Origin of the sequence: Cellulomonas sp. H30R-01, from assembly GCF_010119915.1 — a bacterium.
Taxonomy (GTDB): Bacteria; Actinomycetota; Actinomycetes; order Actinomycetales; family Cellulomonadaceae; genus Cellulomonas; species Cellulomonas algicola.
The window spans coordinates 2,242,736-2,258,991 of the sequence record NZ_CP048210.1 but is presented as its reverse complement, the minus strand read 5'-3'; the positions used below and the strand labels follow the sequence as shown (position 1 = coordinate 2,258,991).

The window sequence follows — 16,256 nt, the reverse complement described above, 5'->3', positions numbered from 1 at the left end:
ACGATGCTGGGCGTCGACCTGGCCGGCCGGCGCGTCGTCGTCGTCGGCGGGGGACCGGTCGCCGCCCGCCGCGTCCAGGGTCTGCTCGCCGACGCCGCGTCGGTCGTGGTCGTCGCGCCCGCGCTGTGCGAGGTGCTCGCCGACATGCACCGCTGGGGGCTCGTCGAGTGGCGGTCGCGGGAGGTCGAGGCGCGCGACCTCGACGGCGCGTGGCTCGTGCACACCGCGACGGGCGACCGCGCGACCGACGACGCCGTGGTCGCCTGGGCCGCCGAGCGCGCGACGTTCTGCGTCGACGCGGGCACGGGCACACGTGGCTCGGCCCGCACGCCCGCGACGACCCGGCACGACGAGGTCCTTGTCGGCGTCGTGTCGACCGGTGCCCCCGACCCGCGCCGCACCGCCGCGGTCCGCGACGCCGTCGACGCGCACCTGCGCGAGGGGCGCATCGACCTCCGACGGCGGCGCCCCGGCGGCGGGCGCGTCGTGCTCGTCGGGGGTGGGCCGGGCCGCGTCGACCTGATGACCCTCGCCGCGCGTCGCGCGCTGGCCCAGGCCGACGTCGTCGTCACCGACCGCCTCGGACCCGTCGGCGTGCTCGACGAGCTCGCCCCCGAGGTCGAGGTGATCGACGTCGGCAAGTCGCCCGGCCACCACCCCGTGCCGCAGCACGAGATCAACCGCATCCTGGTCGAGCAGGCGCAGCGGGGCCGCGTCGTCGTGCGGCTCAAGGGCGGCGACCCGTTCCTCTACGGGCGCGGCGGCGAGGAGGTCCTGGCCTGCCGCGAGGCCGGCGTGGACGTCGACGTCGTGCCGGGCGTGTCGAGCGCGCTCGCGGCGCCCGCGGCGGCGGGCATCCCGCTCACGCACCGCGGGACCGTCGGCGCCGTGCACGTGATGAACGGCCACGACGGCTGGTCGTCCGCGGCGCTCACCGGGCTGCGCGACGCGTCGTGCACGGTCGTCGTGCTCATGGGCGTCACCGTCCTGGCCGATCTCGCCGCGCAGGCCGTCGCGGCGGGCGTCGACCCGCTCACACCGGTCGCGGTCGTCGAGGACGGCACGCTGCCGACGCAGCGCGTCACGCGCGCCGCGCTCGTCGACGTCGCCGCCCGTGCGGCCGAGGTCGGTGTCCGCGCACCCGCCGTGCTCGTCGTCGGCGCCGTCGCCGCCGAGGGGCTGCTCGACGCGGCCGCGCCGGACGCGCGCGGCGACGCGCCGACGGCGGACCGGCCGACGGGCGCGGTCCCCGCACGCGACACAATGACCTCGTGAGCGAGCCGATCGACCAGACCCTCGCCGGCTGCGTCGTCCTGATCACCGCGGACCGCCGGTCCGCGGAGCTCGCCGCCGCCCTGGGCCGGCGCGGCGCCGCGGTCCGGCACGCGCCCGCCCTCGGCATGGTCCCGCACATCGACGACGCGGCCCTGCTGGCCGGCACCCGGTCGCTGCTCGCCGACCCCCCGGACACGGTCGTCGTCACGACGGGCATCGGCTTCCGCGGCTGGATCGAGGCCGCCGACGCGGCAGGGCTCGCGGAGCCGCTCGTCGAGACGCTCCGCGGCACCCGCATCGTCGCGCGCGGCCCCAAGGCACGCGGCGCGATCCAGGCCGCGGGGCTCACGGCCGACTGGGTCGCCGAGTCGGAGACCAGCGCGGAGATCGCCGAGGTCCTGCTCGACGAGGGCGTCGCGGGCCACGACATCGCGGTGCAGCACCACGGAGCGGGCGCCGACGGGCTCGACGAGGCGTTCGCCGCGGCAGGCGCGCGCGTACGGAGCCTCGTCGTCTACCGCTGGGGTCCGCCGCCTGACCCGGCCGTCGTCACCGCGTCCGTGCGCGCGGTCGCCGCGGGCGAGGTCGACGCGGTCGTCTTCACGTCGGCCCCGGGTGCGGAGGCGTGGTGGCAGGCCGCCGAGGCCGAGGGCGTCGCCGACGAGATCGTGCACCACTGCCGCGCGGGCACCGTCGTGATGGCCGCCGTCGGCCCCGTGACGGCCCGCCCGCTCCTCGAGCGCGGCGTCGAGCCGTTGGTCCCGGACCGCGGCCGGCTCGGCTCGCTCGTCCGCGCCGTCGTCTCCTACTACGGCGGCATGCAGGACCTCGCGACCGTCGCCGGCCCGCTGCGGGTCTACCGTGGGGCGGCGGTGCTCGACGGGCACGTCCTGCCGCTCACCCCGAGCGGCCTGGAGGTGCTCCGGCTGCTCGCCGGCGCGCGCGGCTCCGTCGTCCCGCGGGACCAGGTGCTCGCGGTCCTGCCGGGCGACTCGACCGACCCGCACGCCGCGGAGGTCGCGATCGCGCGGCTGCGCGAGGCGTCGGGCAGCCGCGCCCTGATCCGCACGGTGGTCAAGCGGGGCTACCGGCTGGAGCTCGAGGAGGCACGATGACCAGCGCGCTGCACGCCGAGGGGACGCCAGCGGCGGTGACCGGCCCGGTGCTCGTCGGGTGCTCGCACGGCACCGACGACCTCGGCGGCCGGGAGGCGATCCGGTCGATCCTCGCCGACGTCGCCGCGACCCGTCCCGGGCTGCGCGTGCGCGAGGCGTTCGTCGACGTGCAGGTGCCCGAGGTCGCAGCCGTCGTCGCCGACGCGCTCGCCGAGCAGCGCGGCGGCGTCGTCGTGGTGCCGCTGCTCCTGTCGGTCGGCTTCCACGTGAAGGTCGACATCGCCGCCGCGGTCGACCGGCCCGGTGCCGTCGCGTCCGGGCCGCTCGGCCCCGACCCGCGCCTCGTCGACGTCCTCGTCGAACGGCTGCACGACGCCGGGCTGGCCTCGGGCGACTCGGTCGTGCTCGCCGCGGCCGGCTCGACGGACCCGTCGGCCGCGCTCGCGGTCGAGGCCGTCGCCGCGGGCCTCGCCGACCGCCTGACGCAGCCGGTCACGATCGGGTACGGCGCCGGCGCCGAGCCACGCGTGCCCGCCGCCGTCGCCGCCGCGCGTGCCGACCTCGGTCCGGGCGGTCGCGTCGTCGTCGCGTCCTACCTGCTCGCCCCCGGCTACTTCTACGACCGCGTGCGGGAGGCCGGCGCCGACGTCGTGAGCGTCCCGCTCGCACCGGACCCCCGCCTCGCGGAGATCGTGCTCGACCGGTACGACGCCGTCGCCGCGGACGCCGTGCCCGACGGCGTCGCGACGGCCTGACGCGACCCGCCCACGCCCCGTGCGGGGACGAACCAGCAGGTGGACACGGGGTTGTGCGCCGTCCGGGCGACCCCTAGGAATGCCCGCATGCACAGTGTCGTGAAGGTCAGGGCGGGCGTGCTCGCCGTCGGTGTGGGAGCGCTCCTGCTCGCCGGGTGCACGAGCGGCGGCGACGAGCCCGAGCCCGACGCCGCACCCGAGGAGACCGTCTCGGTCGGGCCGTCGCCCGCGATCCGGCCCGTCGACGTCCCCGACTGCGCGCCCGAGGGCTCGGCCGCCGCCGCGACCGGCCCCGAGGACGACCCGACCGTCGTCGTGTGGACCGGCGCCGGCAGCAAGGGCGTCGTGCTCGCGCCGCAGGACCAGGCGGACTACTGCCAGTGGACGAACGAGATGACCCGCCTCGCGGGCGAGGGCTACCTCGTCGCGTCCTTCTCGTGGGCCGACGACTCGGCGGCGTCGCTGCTCGGTGCGGTCGACGCGCTGCGGTCGGTCGGCGCGCAGGACGTCGCGCTCGTCGGCGCGTCGAAGGGCGGGGCGTTCTCGGCCGCGCTCGCGGACGAGGCCGACGCGGTCGCGGTCGTCGCGCTCGGGCCGCCCGCGACGTTCGACGGCATCGACGCGTCGTCCGAGGCCAGCACGTACGACGGTCCGCTGCTCGTGATCGCCTCGACCGACGACAGCCAGGTGAGCGTCGACGGGTCGCGCGAGGTCGCGCGCGCCGACGACCCGAGCACCTTCATGGAGCTGAGCGGGGGAGCGCACGGCGTCGCGCTGCTCGACGGCGAGCACGCGTCGCACGTCCAGGTCGCGATCGACGGCGTCCTCGCGCAGGGCTTCACGGGGTGAGCGTCCGCGGCGGCGTGCGTGCCGCGGGCGTCGGGCTGGCGGGCCTGCTGCTGCTCGGGGCGTGCACGGGCGGTGGTGAGCCGGCGAGCGACGGCCCCTCGGCCGCGGCCGCCGGCGGACCGTCGCCGTCGTCGCGCCCTGCGGAGGCGCCGCCGTGCCTCCCCGACGGCACCACGGCCGCCGCGATCGGCCCGGAGGACGACCCGACGCTCGTCGCCTGGCGGGGCTCCGGCACGCGGGCCGTCGTCCTCGCGCCGCAGAACCAGGGCGGGCCGTGCCAGTGGGCCGACCAGCTGACGCGCCTGTCCGACGCGGGCTACCTCGTCGCGTCGTTCTCGTGGGGTTCCGACTCCGCGGCGTCGCTGCTCGGAGCGGTCGCCGTCCTCCGGTCGGTCGGCGCGGAGCAGGTCGCGCTCGTCGGGGCGTCCAAGGGCGGCACGTACGTCGCGGCGCTCGCCGACGAGGTGGACGCGGTCGCCGTCGTCGCTCTGGGGCCCCCCGCCGACTTCGACGGCGTCGACGCGCGCGCCGAGACGAGCACGTACGACGGGCCCCTCCTGGTCGTGGCGTCGACGAACGACGGGGACGTCGCGGTCGGCTCGTCGCGCTGGGTGTCGCGGCTCGACGACCCGACGACGTTCCTCGAGCTGCCGGGCGGCGCGCACGGCGTCGAGCTGTTCGCGACCGCGCACCGCGACCAGGTGCAGGCCGCGGTCGACGGGGTGCTCGCGCAGGGGTTCGGCGGCTGAACGACGCCGCGTGGGTGTTCCGCGGCCGACGGCGGCACGCGGGAGCCCGGCGGCTGGACGACAAGGCCCTCCCGGGAGGCCGCCGCACCCGACGTCGCCGTTGACGTCGAGCACGGCGGCCCCGGCCGGGAGGGCGCGCGGGGGACTGTCTACCAGTCGGGACGGTGCTCGCACGACCGCCAGAAGCGGACGAACCGGACATGCGACCGAACTGTTATGGGTCTGTGACCCCGATCACGCAGGCGGCGCCCGCGAGCGGCCGCGTCAGAGGTAGCGCAGCGGGTCGAACTCGTCGAGCGGGATGATCCGCAGCCGCGGCAGCTGGACGTTGAACGCCGCGACGTCGGACTCGAGGTCGAACACCTGCAGGCCGCGCGCGGTGAGGCCGGCGAGCGCGGTGGACGTGAACTCGCGGAACGCGAGCAGCCCGACGCGGCGGTCCTCCTCGTCGACCAGCGTCTCGACCTCGGGTGCGAAGTCGCCGTCGTGGCTCGCGAGCAGCACGTCGCCGCCGCGCGACGCGATCGCCTGCAGCGTGCGCTTGATGCCGATGTCGACGACCTTCTCGTACGACTCCCCGGACAGCGGGATGGGCTGGAACCCGATCGCGAGCAGCGCCTGGACGAACGACATCGGCAGGTTGCCGTTCGAGGCGTTGAGGAAGAAGAGGCCCTTCACGGGCTGTCCCCACGTCTGCTCCGCGAACCCGAGCACCCGCTCCCAGCGCGGGCGCTGGTCGGGCGTCGGCCGCCCGCCGAGGATCGACGACCCGAGGGTCGCGTCGATGTTCTCGCCGTCGACCAGCAGGTAGGTGGTGCGGGCTGCCGCGTCGGTGCTCATCGCGTCAGCGTAGCGACGGGCGGGGCCGTGGCACGGACGCGCACCGGTGCCCGCGTGAGCGGCGGGCACCGGTGCGGTCGTGGCGTGCCGCTGGGTCAGGCGACCGAGCAGGGCGTGCCGTTGAGCGCGAAGGCGCCCGGCGCGGTGTTGGTGCCGTTGTGGGCACCGTTGAAGCCGATCTGCGTGCTGCCGCCGGGCGCGAGCGACCCGTTCCACGCGGCGTTGCGCAGCGTGACCTGCGAGCCGGACTGCGACGACACCGACGACCAGGCCTGCGTGATCGTCTGGCCGGACGGGAACGCGAACGTCAGGGCCCAGCCGTCGAGCGCCGACGACGACGTGTTCGTGATCGTGACGTTGGCGGTGAACCCGGTGTTCCACTGGTTCACGCCGTAGACGACGCGGCACGCGCCGACGGGCGTCGTGGGGGTGGTCGTCGGGGTCGGCGTCGGTGTCGTCGGCGAGGGGGTCGGCGTCGTCGGCGTCGGGGTGGGCGTCGTGGGGGTGGGCGTCGGGGTCGCGCCGAACGCCTCCAGGACGGCCGCGTACGCGGGCTTCTTCGCGTAGCCGTCGTCCCACACCAGGGCGGCGCCCTCGCCGGGGAAGACGTCCGGGACCCACGAGTACCGGTCCGTGATGCCCCAGATGGTCACGCCCTGGCAGCGGGTCACCTGGAGGCAGGCCTGGACGACCTTCTTGTAGTCGGCGGCCTGCGTCGCGAGCTTCGAGGAGTCCGCGGGCGTGCGCATGCGGATGTCGAGCTCGGTGATGCGCACGTCGACGCCCAGGTCGGCGAACCGCTGCAGGTTCTGCCGGAAGTCACCCGGGACCTGCCCGACGATGAGGTGCGACTGGAAGCCGACGCAGTCGATCGGCACGCCGCGCGCCTTGAAGTCCTTCACGAGGTCGTAGAGCGAGTTGCTCTTCGCGTTGACACCCTCGACGTTGTAGTCGTTGATGCAGAGCTTCGCGGTCGGGTCGGCCGCACGCGCGGCCCGGAACGCCGTCTCGATGTAGCCGTTGCCGAGCTTCTGCTGGAACGGCGAGTCCTGTCGCCGGCCGCCGCCGTCGGCGAACGCCTCGTTGACGACGTCCCACGACGCGACCTTGCCCTCGAAGTGGTCGGCGACCTTCGTCACGTGGTTGACCATCGCGCTCTCGAGGGCGCTGCCGTTGAGGTTCTTCGCCCAGTCGGGCAGCTGCGAGTGCCAGACCAGCGTGTGGCCGTACAGCTCCTTGCCGGTCGCGGCCGCGTAGCTCGCGACCTGGTCGCCGGAGCCGAAGCTGAAGCTGTTCTGCGACGGTTCGGTCGCGTCCCACTTCATCGCGTTCTCGGCGACGACGAGGTTGAACTCGGTGTCGGCGATCGACTTGTACGCGGACTCGGACAGGCGGTTCGGGTCGAGCGCGAAGCCGATGTCCTTGCCGGCGGCGTCGGCCGCCTCCTTGATCGTCGTGGCGGCGTGCGCGGGCAGCGCCACCGCCGTCCCGAGGACGAGCGTCGCGGCGGCTGCGGCGACCGACGTGCGCAACGTCGTGCGGGAACGGCGGGTCGTACGGCAAGGTGCGGGTGGTGTGGTGGGCATGGAGTCCTCCTCATGGTGCGAGTGCCGCGTGCACACTGCTCGTGGCATGCGTTCGCCGGGGAGGTGCTGAATCATTTCGGCACGTCGTGGCCTGCAGTTTCGATAGCGTCGGCGTTGCGATCGCCGGAGGGGGAGTCGATGGTCGAGGGACCGGTCGGGCGCGCCGCGAGCACGCGTGAGGCGGCCGAGGCGTGGGAGGCGCTGTTCCGCGCGCAGGTGGCGCTCATGCGCCGGTTCCAGCGCGACGACGTGTGGGACCCGCTGACGATCCGCGAGTACGACGTGCTCTTCACGCTGTCCCGCTGCCCGGGCTTCACGGCGCGGCTCAAGGAGCTCGGCGAGAGCAGCCTGCTGACCCAGCCGAGCCTGTCCCGGATGGTCGAGCGGCTCGAGGCCGCGGGCCTCGTGGTGCGCGGCCCGGTGCGGGGCGACGCGCGCGGGGTCGCGGTGACCCTGACCCCCGAGGGCGAGCGCGTGCAGCGCGAGATCGGGCGCCGGCACGTGCGCTCGATCCGGCGTCTCGTCGGCGGTGCTCTCGACGCCGACGAGCTCGCCGAGCTGCGCCGCCTCACCGACAAGCTGCGCGCCGCGCAACCGGGCATCCCGGACCCGTCGTGACCCTCGTCTCTCAGGACCTCGGGCCCATCCGTCCAGGCCAGCGCCGGGCGACGATGGACGAGCGGTCCGAGAGCCGGACGGCGGCAGGGAGGGAGCGGGCATGCGGATCCTGGTCACCATCGCCTCGCGGCACGGGGGCACGTGGGGAATCGGCGAGGTCGTCGCGCAGACGCTGCGCGAGCGGGGTCACGACGTGACCATGACGCCGCCCGACGACGTCGCCGACCTCGAGGGTGTCGACGCCGTCGTCCTGGGCTCCGCCGTCTACGTCGCCCACTGGATGCCCGCGGCCCGCGACCTCGCCGACCGGCTGGCCGACGAGCTCGCGACGCGACCCGTCTGGCTGCTGTCGTCGGGTCTCGCGACCCAGCCCGCGGCGAACGCGAACTCCCCGCACGAGATCCGGGCCCTCGCGGAGCGCGTCGGCGCGCGCGGGCACCGCAGCTTCCACGGCCGGCTGGACCGGTCGGTCCTGTCGTTCGCCGAGCGCGCGACGATCTCCGCCGCGCGGGCCCGCGAGGGCGACCACCGGGACATGGCGGCGGTGGCGCGGTGGGCGGGCGAGATCGCGGACGCGCTTGCGCCCGCGCACGTCTGAGACGTCCTAGCGCGGGTCGGTGTCGCGCAGCGCGCGCAGCTCCGCGGCGACCGCGGTCGGCGAGGGCCGGTCGCCCGGCTCGGCGGTCGTCATCGCGCCGAGCAGCCGCACCCAGTCCCGCCCGAGGTCCTCGGGCACGTCGACGGGACGCAGCAGTCGGGCGAGCGAGCTCGTCAGCGGGTCGCCGGGGTACGCGCGTTCGCCGGTGAGGCACTCGAGCAGGACGAGACCCAGCGAGTAGACGTCGCTCGCGGGCCCGACGCCGCGGCCGAGCGCCTGCTCCGGGCTCTGGTAGCTCGCCGTCCCGGAGGAGCTGCGGCGGTCCGTCCCCGCCGCGCGGACGGCGCTCACGGCGATCCCGAAGTCCGCGAGCACCACGGGCAGCGTCGGCGCGTCCTGGCGTCCGGGGGGTGCGGCGGAGTCGGAGACGAGCACGTTGGACGGCTTGACGTCGCGGTGCACGATCCCGGCGGCGTGGGCGTGGCCGAGCGCGAGCGCGAGCTGCCGTCCGACGTCGGCCGTGATGCCGCGGGGGAGCGGGCCGTCGTTCACGCACTCGCGCAGCGTGCGGCCGTCGACGAGCTCCATGACGAGGTACGCGACGGGTCCGACGCCGTCGACCTGGTCGGCGCCCACGTCGAGCAGCGCGACGAGGTTGGGGTGCGACAGGCCCGCGAGGACGCGCGCCTCGGCGGCGTAGCGGCGGATCTCGTCGCCGTCGGCCGAGCCGAGGTCGAAGAGCTTGACGGCGACCTCGCGGTCCAGCCGACGGTCGGTCGCCCGGAAGACCGCACCCGAGCCGCCGTGCCCGAGCGCCTCGCCCAGGCGGTACCGTCGCCCGAGCGTGGCGCCGGCCGGGCTGCGCAGGTCGGTGAGTGGCACGGGACGGTCCTTCGGGGATGCTCTCGACGGGTCGGCGGCGCGTCCGCCGCACCACGACGCTAGGAGCCTGCCCCGGGCGCCGCACGTCGAGCGCGCCTCTTCACCCCATCGTGACCAGGCCGAGATGACAGCCGCTTGCGCGATCCTGCAAGTCACTTGCGCGAGAAGTCGCTAGAGTGGTCCGCATGTCACGGCGACTCGCAGAGGTGGCACGCAAGGTCGGCGTCTCCGAGGCGACGGTCAGCCGCGTGCTCAACGGCAAGCCCGGCGTCTCCGACCAGACGCGCGAGGCCGTGCTCACCGCGCTCGACGTCCTCGGGTACGAACGCCCCACCAAGCTCCGCGGCGAGCGCGCACGCCTCGTGGGACTCGTCCTGCCGGAGCTGCAGAACCCCATCTTCCCCGCGTTCGCCGAGGTCGTCGGCGGTGCGCTCGCGCAGCAGGGGTTCACGCCCGTGCTGTGCACCCAGACCGCGGGCGGCGTCTCCGAGGCCGACTACGTCGAGCTGCTGCTCGGCCAGCAGGTCTCGGGCATCGTGTTCGCGGGCGGGCACTACGCGCAGCGCGACGCCACGCACGAGCACTACGAGCGGCTCACCGGCCGGCACCTGCCCGTCGTGCTCATCAACGCGTCGATCGAGGACCTGCCGTTCCCGCGCGTGTCGTGCGACGACGAGGTCGCGATCGAGCAGGCGGTCGGCCACCTCGCGTCGCTCGGCCACACCCGCGTCGGCCTCGTCCTCGGGCCCGTCGACCACGTGCCGTCCGAGCGCAAGCTGCACGCCGCCCGCGCGGTCGCGCAGCGGCTCGGGCTCGAGCTCCGCGACGACCAGGTCGTGCGCTCCGCGTACTCGCTCGAGAGCGGCCAGGCGGCCGCGACGCGCCTGATCAAGGCCGGCGTCACCGGGATCGTCTGCGCCAGCGACCCGCTGGCGCTCGGCGCCATCCGTGCGGCGCGCCGGGCCGGGCTCCGCGTGCCGGACGACATCTCCGTCGTCGGGTACGACGACTCGGCCTTCATGAACTGCACCGAGCCGCCGCTCACCACGGTGCGGCAGCCCATCGAACCCATGGGCCGCGCGGCGATCGACCTGCTGGTCAACCAGATCAACGGTGCGTCGGTGCCGCAGGAGGAGCTGCTCTTCGAGCCCGAGCTCGTCGTGCGCGGCTCGACCGCCCCGGCCCCCGCGTCCCGCCCCGCCTGACGCGTCCCGCCCTGCCGGACGCGTCCCGCCCTGCCTGACGCGTCCCGCCCCGCCTCACGCGTCCCGCCCCGCCTGCCGCGTCCCGCCCCGCCTGCCGCGTCGGGCGTGGCCCGACCTGTCCGGCGCGTCTCGCCGGGTCCGGCCGCGAGTCCCGTGCTGCACGCCTGCCGCCACGCGCCCTCGTCAGGCGTGCCGCCCCCGCCACGACCCGCCCCTCGTGCCCCCGAGGCCGCGGCTCCGTGGTGAGGTCGTGAGCCTCGCCCGTCACGGCCCCGCCGCGACGTCACGGCCTCGACGTGCGAGCGCGTGGGTGCGCTGACGCTGGCGGCCGCCCGGCTCTGCGCGTCGACTTCGGGCACCGATCGGTCACACTTCGGTAACGCGACTGTCGAGTTCTTGCGTTGATGTCGTCGTGGCCTTTAGTGTCCTGCCATCGCGAGGACGCGCCAGCGCGTCCGACGCGCCGATCCACCCGACGCCGCCGTCGGGCCGAGGAGAGACGAGACGTGCAGTGACGCAGGCTCACCCGCAGACCGACCCCACCTGGTGGCGGGACGCGGTCATCTACCAGGTCTACCCGCGCAGCTTCGCCGACGGGAACGGCGACGGCACGGGCGACCTGGCGGGGCTGCGCGCGCGGCTGCCGTACCTGCACGACCTGGGCGTCGACGCGATCTGGGTCACGCCCTGGTACCAGTCGCCGCTCGCCGACGGCGGGTACGACGTCGCCGACTACCGCGCGATCGACCCGGCGTTCGGCACGCTCGACGAGGCGGAGCAGGTCATCGCCGAGGCGCTCGCGCTCGGCATCCGGACCATCATCGACATCGTCCCGAACCACGTCTCCGAGCAGCACGCGTGGTTCCGCGCGGCGCTCGCGGCCGGTCCGGGCAGCCCGGAGCGGGCACGGTTCTGGTTCCACCCGGGCAAGGGTGCGCACGGCGACGTCATGCCGACGCACTGGGTGTCGGACTTCCAGGGCACGACGTGGACGCGCACGACGAACCCCGACGGCACGCCCGGCGAGTGGTACCTGCACCTCTTCGCGCCGCAGCAGCCGGACCTCAACTGGTCGCACCCGGACGTGCGCGCGGAGTTCGAGGACGTGCTGCGGTTCTGGTTCGACCGCGGCGTCGCGGGCATCCGCATCGACTCGGCCGCGCTGCTCGTCAAGGACGGCGACCTCCCCGAGGTGCCCGCGCAGCCGGGGCCGGGGGAGCACCCGCACGTCGACCGCGACGAGATCCACGACGTCTACCGCGCGTGGCGCGCGGTCGCGGACACCTACGAGGGCACGCGCGTGCTGGTCGGCGAGGTGTGGTTGCAGGACAAGGCGCGGTTCGCGCAGTACCTGCGTCCCGACGAGATGCACACCGCCTTCAACTTCGACTTCATGGCGCGCCCGTGGGACGCCAAGCAGATGCGCGAGTCGATCGACGTGACGCTCGCGGCGCACGGCCCGGTGGGCGCCCCCGCCACGTGGGTGCTCTCCAACCACGACGTGACGCGTCCCGTGACGCGCTACGGCCGTGAGGACTCGTCGTTCGCGTTCACGGCGAAGCGGTTCGGCACCCCGACGGACCTCGCGCTCGGCCGCCGTCGGGCCCGCGCCGCCGCGCTGCTCACGGCCGCCCTGCCCGGCTCGCTGTACGTGTACCAGGGCGACGAGCTCGGTCTCCCCGAGGTCGAGGACCTGCCGCGCGAGCTGCTGCAGGACCCGATGCACTTCCGCTCGGGCGGCGTCGACCCGGGCCGCGACGGCTGCCGGGTGCCGCTGCCGTGGGCCGGCACGACCGCGCCGTACGGCTTCAGCACCGCCCCGGCCGAGGGCGGCGTGCCCGCGCCGACGTGGCTGCCGCAGCCCGCCGACTGGGCCGACCTGACCGTCGAGGCGCAGGAGGCCGACCCCACCTCGATGCTCCGCCTCTACCGCGACGTGCTCGCGCTGCGCCGGGCCGAGCCCGCGCTCGGTGACGGGCCGCTCACCTGGGTGGAGACGACCGGCGACGTCCTCGCGTTCGCCCGCGGCGACGTCACGTGCGTCGTCAACCTCGGCACCGACCCGGTGCCGCTGCCCGCCCACACCGACGTCCTGCTGACGAGCGACCCGCTCGACGCAGGCCTGCTGCCGCGCGACACGGCCGCGTGGCTGCGCACCTGACCCGCCCTGGCACCGCCCCGACACCGAACCCGCAGTCCCGCCCCGCGGCCGGCGCCCGCCGTCGACCGCATCCCCGAAGGAGTGACGATGAGGTCCTCGCGTCCCACCGCACTGGCCCTGGCCGGTGTGCTCTCGATCGGTCTGCTCACCGCGTGCAGCACCGACGACTCCGACTCGCCCACGGGCGAGGACGGCAAGGTCAAGATCACGGTCGCGGGCCTGCTGCCGACGGCCGACGACGCCGCGAAGGAGCAGCTCGCCGAGCGCGTCGCCGCGTTCGAGGAGGAGTACCCCGACATCGACGTCGAGACCGAGGACTACGAGTGGAAGGCGTCGACGTTCACGACGCAGCTCGCGGGCGGAACGCTGCCGAACGTCTTCGAGATCCCGCTGACCGACGGCAAGACTCTCATCGAGAACGGCCAGCTCGCGGACATCGACGCGCAGGTCAAGGCGCTGCCGTACGGCGACCAGTTCAACGAGGCGCTCATCGCGAACGGCACGGGCGACGACGGCAAGATCTACGCCGTCCCGGCCAAGTCGATCTACGCGGTCGCGCTGCACTACAACCGCAACCTGTTCGAGCAGGCGGGCCTCGACCCCGACCAGCCGCCGACCACGTGGGACGAGGTGCGCCAGTACGCCAAGCAGATCCACGACGCCACCGGCGTCGCGGGCTACGCGATGATGGCGCTCGACAACGCGGGCGGCTGGCAGCTCGCGGCGGGCGCGAACTCGCGCGGCGGCGTCATCGAGACGTTCGACGGCGACGCGTACACCGCGACCCTCGACGACCCGGCGGTCGCGGAGCACCTGCAGTGGCTGCACGACCTCAAGTGGGAGGACGGCTCGCTGCTCGACCGCACGGACCTCGGCTGGGGTGACATCAACACCGAGTTCGCGGCGGGCAACCTCGCGATGTACACGTCGGGCTCCGACGTCTACAACTCGCTCGTCGAGGCCAACGGCGTCACCGCGGACTGGGGCTACGGCCTCACCGCGATCCCGACGTCGGGCGACGGTGGCGCGCTGACCGGCGGCACGATGGCCGCGGTCACGAAGCAGTCGACGGACGAGCAGAAGGACGCCGCCGTCAAGTGGATCGACTGGTGGTACCTGAGCAAGCTGCAGGACCAGGACCAGGCGGTCGCCGACGCGAAGACGCGCGCCGAGGCGGACCCGGCGCAGGCCGTCGGGACGCCCGTGCTCCCGATCTTCTCGAAGGAGAACTACGAGCAGTCCCTCGAGTGGGTCGCGGACTACGTCAACGTCCCGCTCGAGAACATGACGGGCTACACCGACGTCATGTTCGACCAGGAGCTCGTGCCCGAGGCGTCGGCCGCGGTGCAGGACCTGTACGCGCAGCTGTTCCCGGTCGTGCAGGCCGTCATCTCGGACGAGAACGCGGACATCGACGCACTGCTCGCGACGGCCAACGACGCGGGTCAGTCGGCGATCGACGGCTGACCGTCACCCCGTGTGCCGCCGGGTGACGCATCCCGTCACCCGGCGGCACCGCCGCGGGACCCGGACCCGCGGGTCGTCGGACCCGGGACCGACCCGGACCGCCCCGGACCACCAGGAAGGGCCTCATGACCACGGACGACGCCGTCCTCACCGACCGCCCGCGCGGCGCCGCGCCCGGGCGCCCCGCAGCTCGCGTGCCGAGCCGGAGCCCGCTCACGTGGGCACGCCGCGGCGGGCTGTCCGCCCTCGTCTTCGCGCTGCCGCTGCTGCTGGTCTTCGGCGTCTTCTCGTGGTGGCCGATCGTCTCGGCCGTCGTGATGAGCTTCCAGCAGACCAACCTCATCGACCCGCCGACGTTCGTGGGGCTGGAGAACTTCCAGGCGATCTTCGCGGACCCGCTGCTGCCGAAGGTCGTCCGGAACACCGCGTGGTTCGCACTGCTCGCGCTGGTGTTCGGTTACCCGATCCCGCTCGTCGGTGCCGTGCTCATGAGCGAGCTGCGCCGCCGCAAGGGCCTGTACTCGGTGCTCGCGTACCTGCCGGTCGTCGTGCCGCCCGTGGTCGCGGTGCTGCTGTGGAAGTTCTTCTACGACCCCAGGCCGCAGGGCGTCTTCAACACGATCCTCGGCTGGGTCGGGCTGGGCCCGTACTCGTGGCTCAACGACCAGACGATGGCGATGCCGTCGCTCGTGCTCGAGGCGACCTGGGCCGCCGCCGGCGGGACGGTGATCATCTACCTGGCGGCCCTCATCGGCGTCCCGTCGGAGCTCTACGACGCGGCCGAGGTCGACGGCGCCTCGGTGTGGCGCAAGGTGTGGCACGTGACGATGCCGCACCTGCGCGGCGTGCTCTTCATCACCCTGATCCTGCAGGTCATCGGCACCGCGCAGGTCTTCCTCGAACCGTTCCTGTTCACCAACGGCGGCCCGAACCACGCGACGCTGACCGTGATGCTGTGGGTCTACCAGCTCGCGTTCACGTCGATCGGCAACAACTTCGGGGAGGCGACGGCGCTGAGCCTGCTCCTCGCGGTGGTCCTCGCCGTGCTGTCGCTCGTCTACTTCCGCCTGACCCGCAGCTGGAGCCAGTCGTGACCACCGTGCAGACCCCGTCGTCCCCGAACCCCACGCAGGCGGTGGTCGCGCCGGCTCCCGTCGACGCACCCCCGCGGCGGCTCGGACGGCGGCGGCTCGTCGTCGACTCCGGCGAGCGTGGCGCGCTGTCGACCGCCGACTGGCGCCGTCCGCTCGTCAAGCACACCTGGCGCTCGATGCACCTCCTGCTGCTCGTCCTGCTCGTCGTGTGGTGCCTCGGCCCGCTGCTGCTGCTCGGCAAGTTCGCGTTCACGCCGACGCAGGACATCCAGAGCACCCCGCTCGCGTTCTTCCCGAACGGTGCGACGACGCACAACGTCGAGATGGCGTGGAACAGGTACCACATCGGGCAGTTCTTCATGAACACCGTGTGGGTCGCCGTGGGCTCGTGGTTCATGCAGGTCCTCGTCGCGACGACGGGCGGCTTCGTGCTGTCGGTCCTGAGGCCGGCGTGGGCGCGGGCCCTCAGCTGGGCGGTGCTCGCGACGCTGTTCGTCCCGGCCGTCGTGCTGCTCGTGCCGCTCTACAAGATCGTCGTCGACCCGCCGGTCGGTCCGAGCCTGATCGACAACTACCTCGCGGTGTGGCTGCCGGCGGGCGCGAGCGCGTTCAACGTCGTCCTCGTCGCGCGGTTCTTCGACTCGCTGCCGCGGGAGATCTTCGAGGCCGCCCGCATGGACGGCGCGGGACCGTTCCGGCTGTTCCGCAGCATCGTGCTGCCGATGAGCAAGCCGATCATCGGCGTCGTCTCGGTGTTCGCGGTGATCGCGTCGTGGAAGGACTTCCTGTGGCCCTTCCTGGTCCTGAAGTCCGACACGGTCAAGCCGCTGTCGGTCTACCTGCAGTCGATGGCGAACGTCGACAAGGGCACGCTCATGGCCGCGCTCGCGATCTCCACGCTCATCCCGATCGCCATGTTCCTCGTCTTCCAGCGGATGTTCCTGCGCGGCGCAGGGCTCGGGGGAGCGGTCAAGGGCTGACGACGTTTTCTGACGCGCTGTCGGATCAGGATCACGGCGGCGGCGACCCCGCCCGGGAGGGAAGGGTCGCCGCCGCGGTGCG

At 74.1% G+C, this 16,256-nt stretch carries 15 protein-coding genes; 12 read left to right on the top strand and 3 right to left on the bottom strand.

Going from position 1 to position 16,256, the window contains the following annotated elements; translation table 11 throughout:
- Positions 1-3: 3 nt before the first annotated feature.
- The 5 genes from cobA to GXP71_RS10000 all read left to right on the top strand — a co-directional run bounded on the left by cobA (position 4) and on the right by GXP71_RS10000 (position 4,743).
- Entirely contained in the window at positions 4-1,275 is a 1,272-nt protein-coding gene (cobA, locus tag GXP71_RS10020; protein ID WP_162354294.1) for a uroporphyrinogen-III C-methyltransferase, read from the top strand.
- Complete coding sequence (locus tag GXP71_RS10015) at positions 1,272-2,390, top strand: uroporphyrinogen-III synthase (RefSeq protein ID WP_162352536.1); 1,119 nt, start codon at positions 1,272-1,274, stop codon at positions 2,388-2,390. Before cobA ends, GXP71_RS10015 begins: the two co-directional genes overlap by 4 nt.
- Entirely contained in the window at positions 2,387-3,145 is a 759-nt protein-coding gene (locus GXP71_RS10010; RefSeq protein WP_162352535.1) for a sirohydrochlorin chelatase, read from the top strand. The genes GXP71_RS10015 and GXP71_RS10010 overlap by 4 nt, the downstream gene beginning before the upstream one ends.
- Before the next feature lie 87 nt (positions 3,146-3,232).
- Positions 3,233-3,994 carry a S9 family peptidase gene (locus GXP71_RS10005; protein WP_162352534.1) on the top strand — a complete coding sequence of 254 codons (762 nt, stop codon included), beginning with the start codon at positions 3,233-3,235 and terminating at the stop codon, positions 3,992-3,994.
- Positions 3,991-4,743 (top strand): S9 family peptidase, encoded by a 753-nt coding sequence (locus GXP71_RS10000; RefSeq protein ID WP_162352533.1) that lies wholly within the window; start codon positions 3,991-3,993, stop codon positions 4,741-4,743. Before GXP71_RS10005 ends, GXP71_RS10000 begins: the two co-directional genes overlap by 4 nt.
- A 264-nt stretch (positions 4,744-5,007) precedes the next feature.
- Here the strand turns inward: GXP71_RS10000 and GXP71_RS09995 are convergent, their stop codons facing one another.
- Both GXP71_RS09995 and GXP71_RS09990 read right to left on the bottom strand, forming a co-directional pair.
- Positions 5,008-5,583 (bottom strand): NYN domain-containing protein, encoded by a 576-nt coding sequence (locus GXP71_RS09995; RefSeq protein ID WP_162352532.1) that lies wholly within the window; start codon positions 5,581-5,583, stop codon positions 5,008-5,010.
- A gap of 95 nt (positions 5,584-5,678) precedes the next feature.
- On the bottom strand, positions 5,679-7,115 hold the full coding sequence (locus tag GXP71_RS09990; RefSeq protein WP_238402366.1) for an endo-1,4-beta-xylanase: 1,437 nt from the start codon (positions 7,113-7,115) through the stop codon (positions 5,679-5,681).
- A gap of 192 nt (positions 7,116-7,307) precedes the next feature.
- Here GXP71_RS09990 and GXP71_RS09985 point away from each other — a divergent pair, with 192 nt between their 5' ends.
- A complete protein-coding gene (locus tag GXP71_RS09985; RefSeq protein ID WP_162352530.1) occupies positions 7,308-7,787 on the top strand; it encodes a MarR family winged helix-turn-helix transcriptional regulator in 480 nt (159 codons plus the stop codon).
- A gap of 100 nt (positions 7,788-7,887) precedes the next feature.
- The gene (locus GXP71_RS09980; RefSeq protein ID WP_162352529.1) at positions 7,888-8,385 is read left to right on the top strand and encodes a flavodoxin domain-containing protein; all 498 of its coding nucleotides are present in this window, start codon (positions 7,888-7,890) and stop codon (positions 8,383-8,385) included.
- A 6-nt stretch (positions 8,386-8,391) separates the two neighbouring features.
- Here GXP71_RS09980 and GXP71_RS09975 read toward each other — a convergent pair whose 3' ends face one another.
- Entirely contained in the window at positions 8,392-9,267 is an 876-nt protein-coding gene (locus GXP71_RS09975) for a serine/threonine-protein kinase (RefSeq protein ID WP_162352528.1), read from the bottom strand.
- A 185-nt stretch (positions 9,268-9,452) separates the two neighbouring features.
- Here GXP71_RS09975 and GXP71_RS09970 point away from each other — a divergent pair, with 185 nt between their 5' ends.
- The 5 genes from GXP71_RS09970 to GXP71_RS09950 all read left to right on the top strand — a co-directional run bounded on the left by GXP71_RS09970 (position 9,453) and on the right by GXP71_RS09950 (position 16,174).
- Positions 9,453-10,472: a LacI family DNA-binding transcriptional regulator gene (locus tag GXP71_RS09970; RefSeq protein ID WP_162352527.1), complete on the top strand. Its 1,020-nt coding sequence runs from the start codon at positions 9,453-9,455 to the stop codon at positions 10,470-10,472.
- Between the two features lie 511 nt (positions 10,473-10,983).
- The gene (locus tag GXP71_RS09965; protein ID WP_202924355.1) at positions 10,984-12,633 is read left to right on the top strand and encodes a glycoside hydrolase family 13 protein; all 1,650 of its coding nucleotides are present in this window, start codon (positions 10,984-10,986) and stop codon (positions 12,631-12,633) included.
- A gap of 87 nt (positions 12,634-12,720) precedes the next feature.
- Positions 12,721-14,100: an ABC transporter substrate-binding protein gene (locus GXP71_RS09960; RefSeq protein ID WP_162352525.1), complete on the top strand. Its 1,380-nt coding sequence runs from the start codon at positions 12,721-12,723 to the stop codon at positions 14,098-14,100.
- A gap of 125 nt (positions 14,101-14,225) precedes the next feature.
- A complete protein-coding gene (locus tag GXP71_RS09955) occupies positions 14,226-15,194 on the top strand; it encodes a carbohydrate ABC transporter permease (protein ID WP_162352524.1) in 969 nt (322 codons plus the stop codon).
- Complete coding sequence (locus GXP71_RS09950) at positions 15,191-16,174, top strand: carbohydrate ABC transporter permease (RefSeq protein WP_162352523.1); 984 nt, start codon at positions 15,191-15,193, stop codon at positions 16,172-16,174. Before GXP71_RS09955 ends, GXP71_RS09950 begins: the two co-directional genes overlap by 4 nt.
- Positions 16,175-16,256 lie beyond the last annotated feature (82 nt).